This window comes from Microlunatus aurantiacus, assembly GCF_039536605.1.
Lineage (GTDB): Bacteria > Actinomycetota > Actinomycetes > Propionibacteriales > Propionibacteriaceae > Microlunatus > Microlunatus aurantiacus.
Window position 1 is genome coordinate 535,329 of sequence record NZ_BAAAYX010000002.1, and the last position, 18,489, is coordinate 553,817.

The window sequence follows — 18,489 nt, forward strand, 5'->3', positions numbered from 1 at the left end:
GCCTGCGAGCGTACCCGCAGGCGTTCCCGCCGGACCCGGCGTGGCGCGCCCGGACGGCCCGCTCGCGGCGCCCATACTGGCGTGAGTTCTTCGCAGGACGCACGTTTCCCGACCGACGAAAGGCTCCTCGTGCCCGACTCCGAAGTGGACGGTCCCGCTTCGTCGCAGCCGCTCCCGTCGACCTCGGCAGGATCGTCGACCTCCGCGTCGCCGCAGCTGACGCCGTCGTTGCGGACCCCGCAGCAGCGCAGCGAGCGGGTGAAGCTGCGGCGCGGCGTCGGCTTCCTCGGCATGACCCTGGTGCTGCCCGGGTCGGCCCAGATCGCCGCTGGGAACAAGCGGATCGGCCGGATCGCCCTGCGCACCTGGATCGCGCTCTGGGCGCTGCTGCTGGTGCTCGGACTCGGGGCGGTGGTCTGGCGGTCCGCCGTGGTGGGGCTGTTCACCGACGCCGCCGTGCTGGTGGTGCTGCAGGTGCTGCTCGTCGTGCTCGGCCTCGGCTGGGGACTGCTGTTCATCGACGCCTGGCGGCTGGGCCGGCCGCCCGAGCTGGCCCGACGACACCGGCTCGGCTTCGCGGCCATGAGCGGTGTGCTCGTGCTCGTCGTCGTCGGCGGACTGGTGGCCTCGGCCTCGATCGTGTCCTCGCAGCGCAGCCTGATGACCTCGGTGTTCGCCGGCGGCGGCGAGACCAAGGCCCAGGCCGGTCGCTACAACATCCTGCTGCTCGGGGGGGACGCCGGGAAGGGCCGGACCGGGCTGCGCCCCGACAGCCTGACCGTGGCCAGCATCGACGCCGAGACCGGCCGTACGGTGCTGATCAGCCTGCCCCGGAACATGGAGGACGTGCCCTTCCCCGAGGGTTCGCCCATGCACGAGAAGTTCCCCAAGGGCTACGGCTGCAAGGACCACTCCTGCATGCTGAACGCCGTCTACACCTACGCCAGCACGCATCCGGGCATCTACCCCGACAGCGTCAAGGACCCCGGGGTGCAGGCCACCAAGGAAGCCGTCGAGGGGGCCATCGGTCTCAAGATCAACTACTACGCGATGGTGGACATGAAGGGCTTCGAGGCCCTGGTCGACGCCGTCGGCGGGATCCGGATCGACGTCAACCGCCGGATCCCGATCGGTGGCGGCCACGCCAAGCTGTACGGCTACGTGGAGAAGGGCAAGAACCAGCTCCTCGACGGCCGCTCGGCGTTGTGGTTCGCGCGGTCGCGATCGGACTCCTCCGACTACGACCGGATGGCGCGGCAGAAGTGCGTGATGACCGCGATGCTCAAGCAGCTCGACCCGGTCACGGTGCTGACGAACTTCAACCAGATCGCCTCGGCCGGCAAGGAGATCGTGGAGACCGACATCCCGCCGCGCAAGATCGACACGTTGATGGAGCTGGCCCTCAAGGCCAAGGAGAAGCCGATCTCCAGCGTGGCCTTCATCCCGCCGGTGATCTACCCGGGCAGCCCGGACTTCCCCAAGATGCACCAGATGGTGGCGACCAAGATCGCCAAGGCGGAGGCCAAGGACAACCCCAGCCCGGCGCCGACGGCCACCGAGCAGCCCACCACGGTGCCCGCCGGCGAGTCGGGCAGCTCCGCCTCGCCCAGCCCGTCGAGCAGCAAGAAGAAGACCAGGAAGTCGACCGCCACGCTCAAGCCTGGCCAGCAGACCGAGGACCTCGGGTCGGTCTGCGCCGCGAGCTGAGGGCCGAACCGGTGACAGAGCGACACAATGGGTCCATGTCTGCTCGGGAGTCGGCCTCGTCCGGTGGAGGGGCGGGTCGCGCCTGGCCCGGGGTGAGCGTGGTGATGCCCGTCCTGAACGAGGAGCAGCACCTGCGGGCCGCCGTGGCCGGGGTGCTCGACCAGGACTACCCCGGCGACCTCGAGCTGATCATGGCGATCGGCCCGTGCACCGACGGTACGCACGAGATCGCCGAGGAGCTGGCCGCGGCCGACGCTCGTCTGACCGTGGTGGACAACCCCGCCGGGCGTACGCCCCATGCGTTGAACCTGGCCATCGCCACCGCCCGGCACGACATCCTGGTCCGGGTCGACGGGCACGGGGAGCTGGGGGAGCGCTACATCGCCCGGGCCGTGGAGCTGCTGGCCGAGACCGGCGCGGCCAACGTCGGCGGGGTGATGGAGGCGCGCGGTCGCACATCGTTCGAGCAGGCCGTCGCCTTCGTCTACACCAGTCGCTACGGCTTGGGCGGCGCGGCGTTCCACCAGGGCGACGTGCCGGCCGGTCCGGCCGACACGGTCTTCCTCGGGGTGTTCGACAAGGCCGAGGTGAAGGCCGTGGGCGGGTTCGACGAGACCATGTTCCGGGCCCAGGACTGGGAGCTGAACTACCGGCTCCGCCAGTCCGGGCGGCTGGTCTGGTTCTCTCCGGAGCTGCGGGTCACCTACCGGCCACGGTCGACCCTCAAGGCCCTGGTCAAGCAGATGTACGACACCGGGAAGTGGCGGCGCGAGGTCGTCCGGCGGCACCCGGACACCGCGAGCGTGCGCTACCTGGCTCCGCCCGCGGCTGTCGTGGCGATCGGTCTGGGCACGCTGGGTGTGCTGGTCGGCCGCGCCACCGGTTCTCGCTTCCTGCAGCTCGGGGCCGTGGCTCCGGCCGGTTACGGCGCCTTCGTGGCGTACGCGACGTCGACGGCCCCGGCCACCCTGCCGCCCGAGGCGCGACGGTGGCTGCCGGCCGTGATCGCGGCCACCCACCTGGCGTGGGGAAGCGGGTTCCTGGTCGGACGCCGCTGACCGGTTCCTCGGCAGCCGGTGGGCTGGCGTGAGCCGGTCGCGGCCTGTTCTTCGAACTTTCCGTCAGTCGACGGCTTTCTGCGGTCCTCCGAGGTCGACGGCGTAGAACTTTCCGTCAGCCGACGGGGAGCTCGCGCTCCGGCGGGCGGACATCGCCAAACCCCGTCAACTGACGGAATCTTCCAGTACGGGTCGATCGGGCTGGCGCGACGCTGAAGCGTGTTTGGGACAACACCAGCGCGGTGTCGACCAACAACGACGGACATCGGTCACCACCGTCGACGAACGGCAGACACACGAGGCCTCCACGGCCGTCGTGGAGACTCGACGCTGTACGGCATGACGACCCAGGTGCCGAAGGTGTTGAACACGCGCAGACCATTCACCAGGAAAGAAGCTCTCCTGTCCGGGATGACCGACAACGACCTGGCCGGTCACCGGTTCCGACGCATCTTGCACGGCATCTACGTCGCCGCGGACGTCGAGATCACCGTCGGCGTTCGGGCCAGAGCTGCGCTGCTGGTCGCCCCGCCCGGCTCCTACGCGAGCCACCACACGGCCGTGTCACTGTGGGGTGGGTGGTCGCCTCCGACCTCCGAGGTCCACCTCAGCTCGCCGATCAGGGCGACGCGGTCGGAGCGGCGCGGTGTCGTGGCGCACGTGGCCGACCCGGCACTCACGCCTCGACGGCGTCAAGGAGTGACCGTCAGCCCACCGGCGCGAGCGTTCTTGGAACTCGCGTCGACACGCCCGAACCTGGTCGATCTGGTGGTCGCGGGCGACTCGTTGGTGACCGCAGCCGTGGTGTCTCCGGAGGAACTGGTGGCCGCGGCTGATGGGTGGACCGGCCGATGGTGCCGGCTCGCGCGCCGCGCGGCACGCCTGGTCCGTACCGGAGTGAACTCGCCCATGGAGTCTCGGGTGCGGATGCTCATCGTGCTGGCCGGTCTGCCCGAACCGACCACCAACCACATCCTCCGCTATCCGAACGGTGACTGGCGGCGTCGGCTGGACCTCAGCTACGTCGGCCTCAGGATCGTCATCGAGTACGACGGCCGTCACCACCTGATAACGGCGCAACGCCGCTCGGACCTCGTGCGGAGGGAGGAGCTCGAACGCGAGGGCTGGCTGTTCATCGTGCTGGTCAGCGAGGACGTGTACGACGAGCCAGCGGCAACGGTGGACCGTATTCGCACCGCGCTCGTCGACCGTGGCCAGCACCTCGGGAGGCGTCGGTTGTCGCCCGAATGGGACCGGTGCCACCCGGGACGGCCGTCGGCGGCCTGACTCTGGCCGCCCCTGGTCGCCGCGGAATCCGTCGACTGACGGGATGTTCAGGGCGTGGGGGCGGCCAGGGCCGAAGATGCCGTCGACTGACGGAATGTTCAGGGCCTGGGGCCGGCAGGGCCGAAGATGCCGTCGACTGACGGAATGTTCAAAGCCCGAGGCGCCTGCGGGCCGCCGAAGCCGTCGATTGACGGAATGTTGAAGCCCGCGGCGATCACTCGACCAGCTTGACATTATGTCCTGACAAAGTAGGCTCGAGTTCTCCCCACGAGATGAGGTCGCCGCCATGCCCCTTGTTCGCATCGACGTCCAGCAGGGCCGGACACCAGCCGAGCTGCGGAAGATCGCCGACGTGGTCCAGGGCGTGATGCTGGAGGTGTTCGCGGCGCCGCCGGGGGACCGGTACCAGATCATCACCGAGCACCCGGTGGGCCACATCATCGCCGAGGACACCGGGCTCGGGTTCGAGCGGACAGCTGGTGTGGTCGTCATCCAGATCGTGCAGCAGGGGCGGACGGCGGAGCAGAAGAAGGCGGCGTACGCGCAGCTGGCCAAGCGGCTGGAGGCCGAGTGCGAGGTCGCCCCCACGGATCTGATCGTCTCGGTGGTGGCCAACGGCCGGGAGGACTGGTCGTTCGGACTGGGGCGCGCGCAGTTCCTCGAGGGCGACCTGTGAGCGCCCACCGGGAGAATGATAATTTGTCTGTACAAATCTTGACGTCCGCCCTGACCCGCTACTACGGTCGAGCGCAGGCGTCGCCGCGCCGGCCCGCACCCCTCGAAGGAGAGTGATGAGCAGCTCTGCTCAGTCCCCGTCGTCCGCCCTGGAGGTGCTGACCTTCGGTCGCAGCGGGGTGGACATCTACCCGCAGCAGATCGGGGTGGGGCTCGAGGACGTCACGAGCTTCGGCAAGTACCTCGGTGGCACCACCGCCAACGTCGCGGTCGCCGCCGCGCGCCTGGGGCGTCGCACCGGCATCATCACCGGCGTCGGGAACGACCCGTTCGGCCGCTTCGTCCGCCGGGCGCTCACCGAGCTCGGGGTCGACGACACCCACGTGGTGACGAACTCCGAGTACGCCACCCCGGTCACCTTCTGCGAGATCTTCCCGCCGGACGACTTCCCGCTCTGGTTCTACCGCAAGCCCACCGCGCCGGATCTGCAGGTCCGGCCGGCCGACATCGACTTCGACGCCGTCCGGGCGACCGCGCTGATGTGGCTGTCGGTGACCGGGTTCAGCGAGGAGCCCAGCCGGGAGTCGCACTTCGCCGTGCTCGAGGCACGTGCGCGGAAGCCGATCACCGCACTCGACCTGGACTACCGGCCGATGTTCTGGGACAGCCCGGAGGCCGCCGGTGAGCAGGTCCGCAAGGCGCTGCCGTACGTCACGGTGGCCGTCGGCAACCGCGAGGAGTGCGAGGTCGCGGTCGGTGAGACCGACCCGGAGAAGGCGGCCGACGCGCTGCTGGACGCGGGGGTCGAGCTGGCGATCGTCAAGCAGGGTCCGAAGGGCGTGCTGGCCAAGACCCGCACCGAGCGCGTGGTCTCGCCGCCGATCCCGATCACCCCGCTGAACGGGCTGGGCGCCGGCGACTCCTTCGGCGGTTCGCTGTGCCACGGTCTGCTGGCCGGCTGGCCGCTGGAGAAGGTGCTGGCCCGGGCCAACGCCGCGGGCGCCATCGTGGCCTCCCGGCTGGAGTGCTCCACCGCCATGCCCACCACCGCGGAGATCGAGACGTTGCTCGCCGGTGGGGACCCCAACGAGGGTCTGCCCGACGGGCTGGCCGTCCACGTCGAGACCGCGGGGGCGTCCACGTGACCGCTACCCGGACGCTGCCCGTCTCCTCGGTCGCCGGTCGGTTCGTCTCCTCGATCGCCGAGCTCAGCGAGACGCGGTTCGCCGAGCCGGAGCGGGTCGGCGAGCTGCTGGCCACCCGACGTCGACGCACCATCGCCGGCGGCGACGGACGGCTGATGATCGTGGCCTGCGACCACCCGGCCCGCGGGGCACTGGGGGCCTCGGGCAACGCCACCGCCATGGCCGACCGCGCCGAGCTGCTCGGCCGGCTGGTGACTGCGCTCTCCCGCCCGGGCGTGGACGGTCTGCTGGCCACCGCCGACATCGCGGAGGACCTGCTGCTGCTCGGTGCGTTGGAGGACAAGGTCGTCTTCTCCTCGATCAACCGGGGCGGCCTGCAGGGCTCGGTCTTCGAGCTGGACGACCGCAGCACCGGCTACGACGTGCAGGGCACCATCGACGCCCGCTTCGACGGAGCCAAGATGCTGACCCGCATCGACCTCGACGACCCGGCCACCGTGGTCACCCTGGAGACCCAGGGCAAGATCATCAGCGAGCTCAACCGGGCCCGGCTGATCGCCCTGGTCGAGCCGTTCCTGTCCCGCCGGGTGGGCGGCACGATCGTCAACGACCTGAGCCCGGACGCGGTGATCAAGTCGATCGCCATCGCCTCGGGGCTGGGCGCCTCCAGCGCGTACACCTGGATGAAGCTGCCGGTGGTGGCGGAGATGGAGCGGGTGATGGCGGCGACGACGCTGCCGACCCTGCTGCTCGGCGGCGATCCGGACAACGATCCGGACGAGACGTACGCGGCCTGGGAGGCAGCCCTCGCCCTGCCGTCGGTGCGTGGTCTGGTGGTCGGGCGCACCATGCTCTACCCGGCGGACGACGACGTGGCGAAAGCGGTCGACACCGCCGTCTCGCTGGTGCGGTGAGGAACGTGACGATGACCGAGCTGTACCTGCCCGCCGGCGCCGCTGCCGCCGGACCCTACGACCTGGAGATCACGCCGGCCTCGGCCGGGTGGGGCTACTCGAGCCTGCGGGTGATCACCCTGGCGGCCGGCGCCGACCACGGATTCTCCTGTGCGGGTGAGGAGATCATCGTGGTGCCGCTGTCCGGTGGTGCATCGGTGACCGCCGGAGACGAGACCTTCGCGCTGGTCGGGCGGGCCGACGTGTTCGCCGGACCGACCGACATCGTCTACCTGCCGGCGGGTTCCACCGCCACGCTCACCTCCACCGACGGCGGCCGGTACGCCCTGTGCGGCGCCGTGAGTGACGCCGCGCTGCCGGCGCACTACGGCCCCGTCGCCGAGGTCCCGGTCGAGCTTCGTGGGGCGGGCCAGTCGAGCCGGCAGGTCCGCAACTTCGGGACGCCACAGGCGTTGGCAGCCGGTGCGATCATCGCTTGTGAGGTGATCACGCCGGGTGGGAACTGGTCGTCCTACCCCGCCCACAAGCACGACGAGGCGACCGAGACCGAGTCGGAGCTGGAGGAGATCTACTACTTCGAGATCGCCGCCGGCCCCGAGGGTCAACCGGGTCTGGGCTTCATGCGTACCTCCTCCTCGCCCGGACACGAGATCGACATCTGCGAAGAGGTCCATGATCGGGACGCGGTGCTGGTGCCGTACGGCTGGCACGGGCCGTGCGTGGCTGCGCCCGGCCACGACATGTACTACCTGAACGTGATGGCCGGCCCGCCGAACCCGAACGGCGGCGAGCGGGCCTGGAAGATCTCCGACCACCCCGACCAGACCTGGATCCGGGGCACCTGGGACGACCTGCCGGTCGACCCGCGACTGACCGCGACGTCTCGAAAGGACTCCTGATCATGGCCGAGACAGCACGGCTGACGGTCGCCCAGGCGACCGTGAAGTTCCTGAGCCAGCAGTACAGCGAGTCCGACGGCGTGGAGCACAAGTTCTTCGAGGGCTGCTTCGGCATCTTCGGCCACGGCAACGTCGCGGGTCTCGGACAGGCGCTGCTGCAGGCCGAGATCGACGAGCCGGGTGCGCTCCCGTACGTGCTGGGCCGCAACGAGCAGGCCATGGTGCACTCCGCCGTCGCGTTCGCCCGGATGCGGAACCGGCTGCAGACGTACGCCGTGTCCAGCTCGGTCGGACCGGGCGCGACCAACATGGTCACGGGTGCCGCTCTGGCCACCATCAACCGGATCCCGGTGCTGCTGCTGCCGGCGGACACCTTCGCCGACCGCGCGGCCTCGCCACTGCTGCAGGAGCTCGAGCTGCCGTACGCCGGGGACGTCACCGTGAACGACGCGTTCCGCCCGGTCAGCAAGTACTTCGACCGGATCTGGCGGCCGGAGCAGCTGCCGGCTGCGCTGCTCTCGGCGATGCGGGTGCTGACCGACCCGGCGGAGACCGGTGCGGTCACCGTCTGCTTCCCGCAGGACGTGCAGGCGCAGGCGCACGACTGGCCGGTCGAGCTGTTCGCCAAGCGCGTCTGGCACGTCTCGCGGCCGCTGCCGGAGACCGCGGTGACCGCCCGGGCGGCCGAGATCATCCGCTCGGCGAAGCGGCCGCTGATCGTGGCCGGCGGCGGGGTGCACTACGCCGGCGCCACGGAGGCGCTGGCCGCCTTCTGCGACGCGACCGGCATCCCGGTCGGCCAGACCCAGGCCGGCAAGGGCACCCTGCTCTACGACCACCCGCAGTGCCTGGGCGCGATCGGCTCCACCGGCAGCACCGCGTCGAACGCGATCGCCGCCGAGGCCGACGTGGTGATCGGCATCGGTACCCGGTACGAGGACTTCACCACGGCCAGCCGGACCGCGTTCGCCGACGCGGGGGTGCGGTTCGTCAACATCAACGTGGCGCCGATCGACGCGGTCAAGCACTCCGGGTTGGCCGTGCAGGCCGACGCCCGGGAGGCCTTGACCGCGTTGACCGGGCTGCTCGACGGCTTCCGGGTGGACGACGCGTACGCCGCCCGCTACACCGAGCTGGACGCGGCCTGGGATGCCGCCGTGGCGAAGGCGTACGCGGAGGAGGAGCCGGCCCCCGGGCTGCTCACCCAGAACTCCGTCATCGGTCTGGTCAACGAGCTGTCCGACCCGTCCGACGTGGTCGTCTGCGCGGCCGGCTCGATGCCGGGTGACCTGCACAAGCTGTGGCGGACGCGGGACCCGAAGGGCTACCACGTCGAGTACGGCTACTCCTGCATGGGTTACGAGGTCGCCGGTGGCCTCGGCGTGCGGCTGGCCTGCCCCGACCGCGACGTCTTCGTGATGGTCGGTGACGGGTCGTACCTGATGATGGCCACCGAGCTGGCCACGGCGGTGCAGGAGGACATCAAGATCATCACGGTGCTGGTCCAGAACCACGGCTTCGCCTCCATCGGCTCGCTGTCGGAGTCCCTGGGCTCCCAGCGGTTCGGGACGTCGTACCGCAAGCGCAACGCGGCCAGTGGTCGACTGGACGGGGAGAAGCTGCCGATCGACCTGGCGGCCAACGCGGCCAGCTTCGGTCTCGAGGTGATCAAGACCAGCACCAGGGCGGAGTTCGCCGACGCGATCAAGGTCGCCAAGGCCTCCGACGCCCCGATCGTGATCTACGTGGAGACCGACCCGCTGCTGGACGCGCCCAGCTCGGAGTCGTGGTGGGACGTGCCGGTCAGCGCGACCTCCACCCTCGCCTCGACCCAGCAGGCCGGCGAGTTCTACCGGCAGAAGAAGACCGAGCAGAAGACGTTCCTCACGCCGACGGCGTGACCGAACCGGCACGACGACACCCACCACCCAGCAACGCAGCAGAGAGGCAGCACGTGACTTCCACCCTCACGATCGGAACCGCCCCGGACTCCTGGGGGGTCTGGTTCCCCAGCGACCCCGAGCAGGTGCCCGCGGAGCGCTTCCTGGCGGAGGTCGTCGAGGCCGGCTACGAGGCCATCGAGCTCGGCCCGTACGGCTACCTGCCCAACGACCCGACCGAGCTGAAGGAGACGCTGGAGAAGCACCGGCTGTCGGTGCTCGCCGGCACCGTCTTCTCCCACCTGCACCAGCCGGGGTCGTGGGACGACGTCTGGAAGCAGGTCACCGACGTGGCCGCGCTGACCCAGGCGGTCGGCGGGGAGCACATCGTGGTCATCCCCGACGTCTGGCGCGACCACAAGACGGGGGAGCCCAAGGAGGAGCGCAGCCTCACCGACGAGCAGTGGGGACTGCTGACCTCGGGTCACGACGAGCTGGGCCGGAGGATCCTGGACGAGTACGGCCTGCACGTGCAGTTCCACTCCCACGCCGACAGCCACGTCGGCTACCAGCCGGACATCGAGCGCTTCCTGGAGGCGACGAACCCCGACTACGTGAACCTGTGCCTGGACACCGGTCACGTCGCCTACTACGGCGGCGACTCCGTCGACCTGATCACCCGGTACCCGGAGCGGATCGGCTACGTGCACCTCAAGCAGGTCGACCCGGCCGTCGTCGCCGCGGTGCTGGAGCAGGACCTGTCCTTCCCGGCCGCGGTGAAGATGGGCGCCATGATCGAGCCGCCGCTGGGCCTGCCGGACATGCCGCCGGTGCTGGAGGCGCTCGCCGGCCTCGGCCGCGAGATCAAGGGCATCATCGAGCACGATCTCTACCCGTGCGCCCCGGACGTGCCGCTGCCCATCGCCAAGCGGACCAAGACCTACCTGTCCTCGTGCAGCAACGTGTCCATCGACATGGGGGCCGTGCGGTGACGCTCTCCCTCTCACCCACCACTCCCTGATCTCCCACCACGTAAGGACGACCACCATGGCAACGACGCTCCAGCACTGGGCCGACGGCAAGCTCCTCGACGGCACCAGCGGCCGCTTCTCCGACGTGACCAATCCCGCGACCGGCGAGGTCACCGCCCAGCTCGCGCTGGCCTCCGAGGCCGACGTGACCACTGTCGTGGCCGCGGCGGCCGCGGCGTACCCGGCGTGGCGGGACACCTCGCTGGCCCGGCGGGCGCAGGTGCTGTTCGCGTTCCGCGAGCTGCTGAACGCCCGCAAGTCCGAGCTCGCGGCGATCATCACCTCCGAGCACGGCAAGGTCCTCTCCGATGCGCTCGGTGAGGTCTCCCGCGGCCAGGAGGTCGTCGAGTTCGCCTGCGGCATCCCGCACCTGGTCAAGGGGGCGTTCACCGAGAACGCCTCCACCAAGGTCGACGTGCACTCCGTCCGTCAGCCGCTCGGGGTGGTCGGGATCATCTCGCCCTTCAACTTCCCTGCCATGGTGCCGATGTGGTTCTTCCCGATCGCCATCGCGGCCGGCAACACCGTCGTGCTGAAGCCGAGCGAGAAGGTGCCCACGGCGGCCCTGTGGATGGCCGAGCTGTGGAAGGAGGCCGGTCTGCCCGACGGCGTGTTCAACGTGCTCAACGGCGACAAGGTCGCCGTCGACGGTCTGCTCACCCACCCCGACGTCCAGTCGATCAGCTTCGTCGGGTCCACCCCGATCGCCAAGTACGTCTACGAGACCGGCACCGCGCACGGCAAACGCGTCCAGGCCCTGGGCGGGGCGAAGAACCACATGCTGGTGCTGCCCGACGCCGATCTGGACCTGGCGGCCGACCAGGCGGTCAACGCCGGCTACGGCTCGGCCGGCGAGCGGTGCATGGCGATCTCGGCGGTGCTGGCCGTCGGCGGGGTCGGCGACGAGCTGGTGGCCAAGATCAAGGAGCGCACCGTCGGCCTGCGTACCGGCGACGGGACCCGGGGCTGCGACATGGGCCCGTTGGTGACCGCGGCGTCGCAGCAGCGGGTGTCGGGCTACATCGACGCCGGCGAGGCCGCCGGGGCGACGCTGGTGGTCGACGGCCGCACCGTGCAGCCCGACGCCGACGGCGCGGGCTTCTTCGTCGGCCCGACGCTGTTCGACCACGTCTCGACCGACATGAGCATCTACACCGACGAGATCTTCGGTCCGGTCCTGTCGGTGGTCCGGGTCGACACCTACGCGGACGGGGTCAAGCTGATCAACGACAACCCGTACGGCAACGGGACCGCCATCTTCACCAACGACGGGGGAGCGGCCCGGCAGTTCCAGAACGAGGTGAAGGTCGGCATGATCGGCATCAACGTGCCGGTCCCGGTCCCGATGGCCTACTACTCCTTCGGTGGGTGGAAGTCGTCCCTGTTCGGCGACTCCCACGCCCACGGGATGGAGGGTGTGCACTTCTTCACCCGCGGCAAGGTCGTCACCTCCCGCTGGCTCGATCCGAGCCACGGCGGACTCAACCTCGGCTTCCCCCAGAACAGCTGAGCGCCGCGGGTCCGGCCGGGCCGACGGCGGGACCGTACGGGTCCGGAGCCAGGGCGGGTCAGACCCGACGGGGGCAGAGACGGAGACCGCCGGTCGTGGTGGCGTCCTGGCAGTCCCAGTGGCGCGCGAGGACGTCCCGGACGTCAGCGGGTTGGCGTCCGGGGATGAACCACGCGGTCTCGATGATCAGCCAGCGGGCGGCGGGGTCGGTGAGGCAACCGACGTTCTCCCGGTAGCTGGCCGTCAGCAGCCGAGCCGGCTTGCGGGTGCGCTGGAGGAACAGGGGCGAGGGGTAGCGGCAGCGCGTCGGGTTCTGCAGCCAGTAGGTCCACTCGCCGCTGGTCAGGTAGGTGACGTCGACGTCCGGACCGCCGATGACCCGGTGGACGCGCTCGGCGGTCGCGGTCCTGGCCGTCCGCAGCTGGAAGGCGTTCGGGGGGCGGGTGCCGTCGGTGTTCTCGGCCCGGAGGAGCTGGGCTGACCAGGGGGTGGCGCCGGGGACCACGAGGGCGAGCGTGATCAGGGCGGCGTACGCGGCACGGCCGGGACGACGGACCGTCGGTCGAGCCCGGACTCCGAGGGCCCAGATCACGGAGGTGAGGGCGAAGGCGGCGAGCCCACCGGCCCGCAGAGGCTCGTGGTCGACGGCCCAGACCGGGTCGACCGCAGACAGCCCGGCCAGGATCACCGCGACGGCCAGCAGAGTGGCCCCCGCGACCGCGGACAACCGGTCCCGCAGGACCCGGAACACGGCCACTGCGGCGACGACCACGAGCGGCACCGCGTGGTAGGCGAAGTACTGGCCCTGGGCCACGATCAGGCCGGCCGTGACGGCGCTCGCCCCCAGGACCAGGGCGCGTTCGCGCCCGGCCGCGAGGATCGCCGCGGCCGGGAGCAGGGCCAGCACGGGTCGCTGCGCGACGAGGGCGACGGCGTACGGACCGGCGTCGACCAGGCCGTCTCGGGCACCGTTCTGGACGGCGCGGAGGTCCAGCAGCCACTGGATCTCCCACGGCACCCAGAGCACTGTGGCGATGACGTAGAGGACACCGACGCCGAGGGAGGCGACCAGCGCCCGACCGGCCAGGCGTCGGTCGACGACCAGGACGACGACGAGCCCGATGATCGCGAGCGGGAGGGTGACGATCTTCACGCCGGCCGCGGCGACGAACAGGATCCCGGCGCTGATGGCGTACAGCCAGGGTCGTCCGCGATCGCCCAGCAGCGCGACCCCCACCCCGGCGAGGGTGAACACGACCGCGAGCCAGTCGGGCTCACCGGCGCTGACCAGGCCGAGCATCACCAGACCGCCGACGGCGACAGCGGCGTGGAGGCCGGGTTGGGCGACCCGATGCCGGGCGAGACCCTGGCGGAGCAGGAACCCGGCGCCCAGCGCGAGCAGCGCCAGCAGGACGCGGACGGCGAGCTCCAACGTGACTGCCCCGGTCGACAGGAGATGGGCGGACCGGAAGACGGCGTCCATCACCAGGCGGTAGGCCAGGGGCCGGTGGGAGAAGGTGCCGGCGGCGGTGTCGGTGCCGGCGATCTTGACGCCGGCCTCGTAGCGCAGGTTCGCGTTCAGCGGCGCCGCCAGGTCCATCAGCGCCAGCCCGAGGACGGCGACTCCGGTCACCACCACCGCGAACCGGTGCCGGACCCGCCGTGGAGTGTGGAGCACGGCGGAGACGCTAGAGGCGGCGGGGGACGTTCCGGCGACGAGCGGATGTCCAGTGGGGGTCCGGCCGGGGCCCCGGGAGGCTGACCACCTCCCCGCCCGCTCTAGCATCGGTGATCACCATGGCTGACGACCAGACCCCGATCCCCCCGGTCCCCACCGAACCGGTCCCCACCGACCCGACGCCCACCGACCCGGGCCTGTTAGGAGCTGCCCCCGCAGGAGCGGTCCCGCACGGCGCCGAACCCCACGGCGGTGGGCTGTCGCAGCGGCTGAACTGGCTGCGGGCCGGCGTGCTCGGCGCGAACGACGGCATCGTGTCCACCGCGGCTCTGGTCGTCGGGGTGGCCGGGGCGACCGCCGAGCGGGGCCCGATCCTGACCGCCGGTATCGCCGGCCTGGTGGCCGGGGCGGTGTCGATGGCACTCGGCGAGTACGTCTCGGTCAGCAGCCAGCGGGACAGCGAGCGGGCGCTCCTGGACAAGGAGCGGGCCGAGCTGGCCACGTCACCGGAGGAGGAGCTGGAGGAGCTGGCCGCCCTCTACGTGGCCAAGGGTGCCAGTCCGCAGACCGCTCGTCGCCTGGCCGAGGAGCTGACCGCCAAGGACGCCTTCGCCGCCCACGTGGACGTCGAGCTGGGTATCGACCCGGACGCCCTGACCAGTCCGTGGCAGGCGGCGCTGTCCTCGGCCGTCGCGTTCACCATCGGCTCGATCCTGCCGCTGCTGGCCATGGTGCTGTCCGGTCCGGCGCTGCGGATCCCGCTCACCTTCGCCACGGTGCTGGTCGCGTTGGCGATCACCGGCGCGGTCAGTGCCCGGCTCGGGTCGGCCAGGGTGGGGCCGGCGGTGCTGCGGCTGGTGCTGGGCGGGAGCCTGGCCATGACGGCCACGTACCTGATCGGCCGGCTGCTGGGCGCCTCGGGACTGTAGCGGCGGACGGCCGGCGTCGGCCGGCGGAGTGGATGCAGTTGTGTCCGTCATCGGGGACAACTCCATCCGTTGCCGGGCCGGTCCGACTCAGCCGGCCCGACCGATCTCGTCGTCGACGTTCTCGGTGACCCGGACCCGCTCCAGGGCGGCGTCGTCGTCACCCACGACCACCACCACCGAGCCCCCGCCGACCAGGGCGGCGACGATGCCGTCGCGGGCGGTGGACCAGGGCGTCGAGGGTCGCAGCAGCCGACGTCCGGACGTCCCGTCCACCGTGGCCACCTCCGCCTGGGTCAGGGTGGCCTCCACCGAGCGCCAGGCCGGAAGATCCGCCGACACCGTGGGGCCCGCGAACTGGTCGGGTTGGCCACGCACCTCGAGGGAGAAGTCGGCGATCCCGGCGGGCAGCTTCTCGGCGAACGGCAGCCCGAGCGGGTGCAGGCTGCAGGCCAGCAGCTCGGCGCCGAGGACCGTGGCCCGCTCGGCGGCGGTGGCGTAGAGCGGACCGGCGACCACCAGCCGCACCGCCTCGCCCCCAGTCCCGCCGAACGCGGTCCCGCCGGACGCGGTCCCGCCGGACGCGGCCCCGTCGTCGACGACCACCGTCACCCCCAGCGCCCAGCAGGCCAGCTCGAGGCAGCCGGTCACCCAGTGCCCCGGGTGGGTGCGGGCGAGGTCGAGCAGCACGCCGTCGCCGACGTCCAGGCCGTACTCGTCGGTCAGCAGGTGGCACGTCTTGTCCACCCAGTTGGCCACGGTGACAGCCGACAGCTCGGTCCGCTCACCAGTGCCGAGGTCGTAGTAGGTCACCAGCGGATCGGCCCCGGCCGTCGCGGTGCGCCGGCGGAGTCGCTGCGAGATCAACTGCATGGGCGTGATCGTAAGGCCGTCGGTGCCCGCTATCGACGCCCGCAACCACTAGCCTGTGGCGATGCGTCACGTGCTCATCATGGCCGGCGGCTCGGGAAAACGCCTGTGGCCGCTGTCGAGGCAGGACATGCCCAAGCAGCTGCTCCGCATCCTGGGCGGACAGAGCCTGCTCCGGCTGGCGTACGAGCGGCTGGAAGGGGTGGTCGACCCGTCCCGGGTGTGGGTCTGCACCGGGGCCGACTACGCCCACGTGGTGGCGGCCGAGCTGCCCGAGCTGGACCCCGCGAACATCCTGGGCGAGCCCGAGGGTCGGGACTCGATGAACGCCATCGCCTGGACCGCGGCGGTGCTCGCCGAGCGCGATCCCGAGGCGGTGATGGCCGTGGTCGCCTCCGACCACATCATGCGGCCCACGGCGGCGTTCCAGGAGGCGCTGGCCCAGGGCTTCGAGGTCGCCGAGAACGACCCGCACGCCCTGGTCACGTTCGGTGTGGTGCCGTCCACCGCCCACACGGGCTACGGCTACCTGCACCAGGGGGAGGCGCTGCCGGACCGACCCGACGTGCGCCGGGTGCTGGCCTTCAAGGAGAAGCCCGACCGGCCGACGGCCGAGAGCTACCTGGAGTCGGGCGACTACTGGTGGAACTCGGGTATGTTCGTCTGGCGGGCGAGCACGGTGCTCGACATCCTGCGTCAGCTGCTGCCCGACACGCACCGGCTGGTCACCGAGCTGGCCGCGCGGCCGGAGCGGCTGGCGGAGATCTACCCGATGCTGGCCAAGATCAGCGTCGACTACGCGGTGATGGAGCCGGTCTCCCAGGGGCGGACGGACGCGCACGTGGTCGCGGTCCAGCTGCCGATCATCTGGCACGACGTCGGTGGGTACCCCTCGCTGCGTCGACAGCTGCCCTGGGACGAGCACGGCAACGCGGTCACCGGCACCGCGGTGGTGGTCGGCTCGCGGGACAACCTGGTGCTCAACGAGTGCGCCGACGGCCGGTTGCTGGCGGTCTTCGGGATGACCGACACCGTGATGGTGCAGACCGACAAGATCACTGTCGTGGCACCCCTGGGGGAGTCGGAGCGGATCAAGGAGCTGGTGGTCGAGGTGACCGCCCGCCTCGGGCAGTCCTACGCCTGACCGCCCGCAACCGCCGCCGCCGAGTGCCAGGCGCCCGCCGAGAGTCAGGCGCCGTTCGGCTCGGGGGAGTCGGTCGACGGATAGGTCTGCATGAACGACGCGATCGCCCCGCCGCTGACTGCGCCGCAGGCCTGCCGGACCCCCAGCTGCTTGGTCGTGTCGGTCGGGTTCGCCGGGTCCGCCGTCCACCGGGTCAGCACGACGTTCTTGCCGTCGGGGAAGCCGGCGCCGTCCGCGTCGGACCACGGGGCGGCGATGAACTTCTGAGTCGGGTCGTAGTCCTCCGACGTGAAGGTCTTCGCGATCGCCGCCAGGGCGTCCCGGTCGGACTGCGGGGCGCTATCGCGATACCAGACCACTGTGTAGCCGTGCTCCAGGTTGTGCACCAGGGTCTCCACGGCCGGCCGGTCGTCGACGGTGTAGAACCGCTTGGTGAACGGCGCCGGCGAGGCGTAGTGCGGGCCGGAGTCCGGCGGCGTCCGGTCGTAGGGCACCTTGGTGCCGTCGGCCACGTGGTTCTGGTTGCCCGAGGCCGGGTGCGTGGCCACGGCATCGCAGGCGGCCGCGTCCGCCGCGACCCCGAGATCGGCCAGCACCGCGTTGCCGGCCCGGCTGTCCTTGACCACGAGATAGACCGGGTACGACAGCAGCGCGGCCGCCAGGACCAGGCAGATCCCGAGCAGACCGACCGTGCGGCGACGTTGGGTGGACTTCTGCTGGTCCTGCAACGCAGCCAGCTGCTGCCGGCGGTTGCCACCGCTGGGGGCGGGTGCCTTGGCCACAGGGTCTCCTCGGGTGCTCGGGCGGTGTGCAGACCCTCGACGAACTGACAGGAAAGCGCGGAGTCTATCCCGGGAACGGGGACCTCTCGGTCGCCCCGAGGTGCTGCGCGACCTCCAGCAACCGGCGGACCAGGGCCTCCGGATCCGGTGGCGCGGTGCCCGCGGCGAGCAGTGCCGTGCCGGCCGCGGCCGGGTCGGCACCCACCAGCTGCGCGTACGCCTCCGGCACGTCCAGGGCGTGACAGAGCGCCGCCAGGACGGCCTCCCGGGAGCCGTGACTGAACAGGTCCTCGCGGCCGGTGCGCAGCAGGGCGGTCGCGTCGGCCGCCTCCGGGGGCTGGGGACCGACCAGGTCGCCCAACCCGCGCAGCACGGCCACCGGTCGCCCGCCGAGCTTGGTCTTGACCAGGTCCGCGGCGGCTGCCAGCTCGTCGGCCAGGGCCATCGTGGTCACCGCGAGCTCGTTGCCGTAGCCGTCGACCTGCCCGGCGTAGGCCGCCAGCACCCGGACCCGGGCCGCGCCGATCGCGTGGTCGGTCTGGCCGAGGCGCCACGGCCGACCGGCGGTGTCGGAGACGACCACCCCGACGTCGCCGCCGACGGCGGCGCTGAGACCGGCGGCCAGGCGCTCGGCGGAGGCGTCCGGGTCGACGGGCAGCAGCAGGATCCGGCCGGGATCGACGTTGGAGGTGTCGACGCCGGCGGCGGCCAGGGTGAGCCCGCTGTGGGTCCGGACGATCCGCATCGGTCCGCGCTGGGCGACGACCCGCCGGGTGGCGCCGGTGATGGCGTCCTCCCGGTCGCCGGCGTCGGCGTAGCGGCCCTCGGCCTTGCTGATGATCTTGGAGGTGACCACGACGACGTCGCCGGGGTGCAGCGGTCCGGGCTCGTCACCGGTCACCCGCAGGATCTCCGCGACCAGGTCGGTCTCCGGGGTGACCTCGCCGAGACCGGCGGGCGCGAACAGGAGGACCATCAGGGCC

General features: G+C 71.3%; 16 protein-coding genes. 12 read left to right on the forward strand and 4 right to left on the reverse strand.

Annotated elements, in window-relative coordinates; genetic code table 11:
• Positions 1-129: 129 nt before the first annotated feature.
• The 10 genes from ABD714_RS02630 (at position 130) to ABD714_RS02675 (ending at position 12,106) form a co-directional block, all read left to right on the forward strand.
• The gene (locus tag ABD714_RS02630; RefSeq protein ID WP_344810711.1) at positions 130-1,707 is read left to right on the forward strand and encodes an LCP family protein; all 1,578 of its coding nucleotides are present in this window, start codon (positions 130-132) and stop codon (positions 1,705-1,707) included.
• Positions 1,708-1,742: 35 nt separating this feature from the next.
• A complete protein-coding gene (locus ABD714_RS02635; protein WP_344810712.1) occupies positions 1,743-2,765 on the forward strand; it encodes a glycosyltransferase family 2 protein in 1,023 nt (340 codons plus the stop codon).
• A gap of 660 nt (positions 2,766-3,425) precedes the next feature.
• Positions 3,426-4,052: an endonuclease domain-containing protein gene (locus tag ABD714_RS02640; RefSeq protein ID WP_344810713.1), complete on the forward strand. Its 627-nt coding sequence runs from the start codon at positions 3,426-3,428 to the stop codon at positions 4,050-4,052.
• Between the two features lie 286 nt (positions 4,053-4,338).
• Positions 4,339-4,728 (forward strand): tautomerase family protein, encoded by a 390-nt coding sequence (locus tag ABD714_RS02645; protein ID WP_344810714.1) that lies wholly within the window; start codon positions 4,339-4,341, stop codon positions 4,726-4,728.
• Between the two features lie 115 nt (positions 4,729-4,843).
• Positions 4,844-5,872 carry a 5-dehydro-2-deoxygluconokinase gene (gene iolC, locus ABD714_RS02650; RefSeq protein ID WP_344810715.1) on the forward strand — a complete coding sequence of 343 codons (1,029 nt, stop codon included), beginning with the start codon at positions 4,844-4,846 and terminating at the stop codon, positions 5,870-5,872.
• 53 nt (positions 5,873-5,925) lie between these two features.
• Positions 5,926-6,786 (forward strand): Cgl0159 family (beta/alpha)8-fold protein, encoded by an 861-nt coding sequence (locus ABD714_RS02655; RefSeq protein ID WP_425562342.1) that lies wholly within the window; start codon positions 5,926-5,928, stop codon positions 6,784-6,786.
• A gap of 11 nt (positions 6,787-6,797) precedes the next feature.
• Complete coding sequence (gene iolB / locus ABD714_RS02660) at positions 6,798-7,685, forward strand: 5-deoxy-glucuronate isomerase (RefSeq protein ID WP_344810717.1); 888 nt, start codon at positions 6,798-6,800, stop codon at positions 7,683-7,685.
• Between the two features lie 2 nt (positions 7,686-7,687).
• Positions 7,688-9,586, forward strand: a complete 1,899-nt coding sequence (iolD, locus tag ABD714_RS02665) for a 3D-(3,5/4)-trihydroxycyclohexane-1,2-dione acylhydrolase (decyclizing) (RefSeq protein ID WP_344810718.1) — start codon at positions 7,688-7,690, stop codon at positions 9,584-9,586.
• A gap of 53 nt (positions 9,587-9,639) precedes the next feature.
• Positions 9,640-10,557, forward strand: a complete 918-nt coding sequence (locus ABD714_RS02670; RefSeq protein ID WP_344810719.1) for a TIM barrel protein — start codon at positions 9,640-9,642, stop codon at positions 10,555-10,557.
• A gap of 55 nt (positions 10,558-10,612) precedes the next feature.
• Positions 10,613-12,106, forward strand: coding sequence for a CoA-acylating methylmalonate-semialdehyde dehydrogenase (locus ABD714_RS02675; RefSeq protein ID WP_344810720.1), 1,494 nt, complete (start codon positions 10,613-10,615; stop codon positions 12,104-12,106).
• 58 nt (positions 12,107-12,164) lie between these two features.
• On the opposite strand, the gene ABD714_RS02680 is transcribed toward ABD714_RS02675, so the two are convergent.
• Entirely contained in the window at positions 12,165-13,784 is a 1,620-nt protein-coding gene (locus ABD714_RS02680) for a hypothetical protein (RefSeq protein ID WP_344810721.1), read from the reverse strand.
• A 119-nt stretch (positions 13,785-13,903) separates the two neighbouring features.
• Here ABD714_RS02680 and ABD714_RS02685 point away from each other — a divergent pair, with 119 nt between their 5' ends.
• Positions 13,904-14,713, forward strand: coding sequence for a VIT1/CCC1 transporter family protein (locus ABD714_RS02685; RefSeq protein ID WP_344810722.1), 810 nt, complete (start codon positions 13,904-13,906; stop codon positions 14,711-14,713).
• A gap of 87 nt (positions 14,714-14,800) precedes the next feature.
• On the opposite strand, the gene ABD714_RS02690 is transcribed toward ABD714_RS02685, so the two are convergent.
• Positions 14,801-15,583, reverse strand: a complete 783-nt coding sequence (locus tag ABD714_RS02690; protein WP_344810723.1) for a TIGR03089 family protein — start codon at positions 15,581-15,583, stop codon at positions 14,801-14,803.
• 61 nt (positions 15,584-15,644) lie between these two features.
• On the opposite strand from ABD714_RS02690, the gene ABD714_RS02695 reads away from it, so the two are divergent.
• The gene (locus ABD714_RS02695; protein ID WP_344810724.1) at positions 15,645-16,724 is read left to right on the forward strand and encodes a mannose-1-phosphate guanylyltransferase; all 1,080 of its coding nucleotides are present in this window, start codon (positions 15,645-15,647) and stop codon (positions 16,722-16,724) included.
• 44 nt (positions 16,725-16,768) lie between these two features.
• Here the strand turns inward: ABD714_RS02695 and ABD714_RS02700 are convergent, their stop codons facing one another.
• On the reverse strand, positions 16,769-17,506 hold the full coding sequence (locus ABD714_RS02700) for a DUF3105 domain-containing protein (protein ID WP_344810725.1): 738 nt from the start codon (positions 17,504-17,506) through the stop codon (positions 16,769-16,771).
• A gap of 64 nt (positions 17,507-17,570) precedes the next feature.
• Positions 17,571-18,482, reverse strand: a complete 912-nt coding sequence (gene cofE / locus ABD714_RS02705) for a coenzyme F420-0:L-glutamate ligase (RefSeq protein WP_344810726.1) — start codon at positions 18,480-18,482, stop codon at positions 17,571-17,573.
• Positions 18,483-18,489 lie beyond the last annotated feature (7 nt).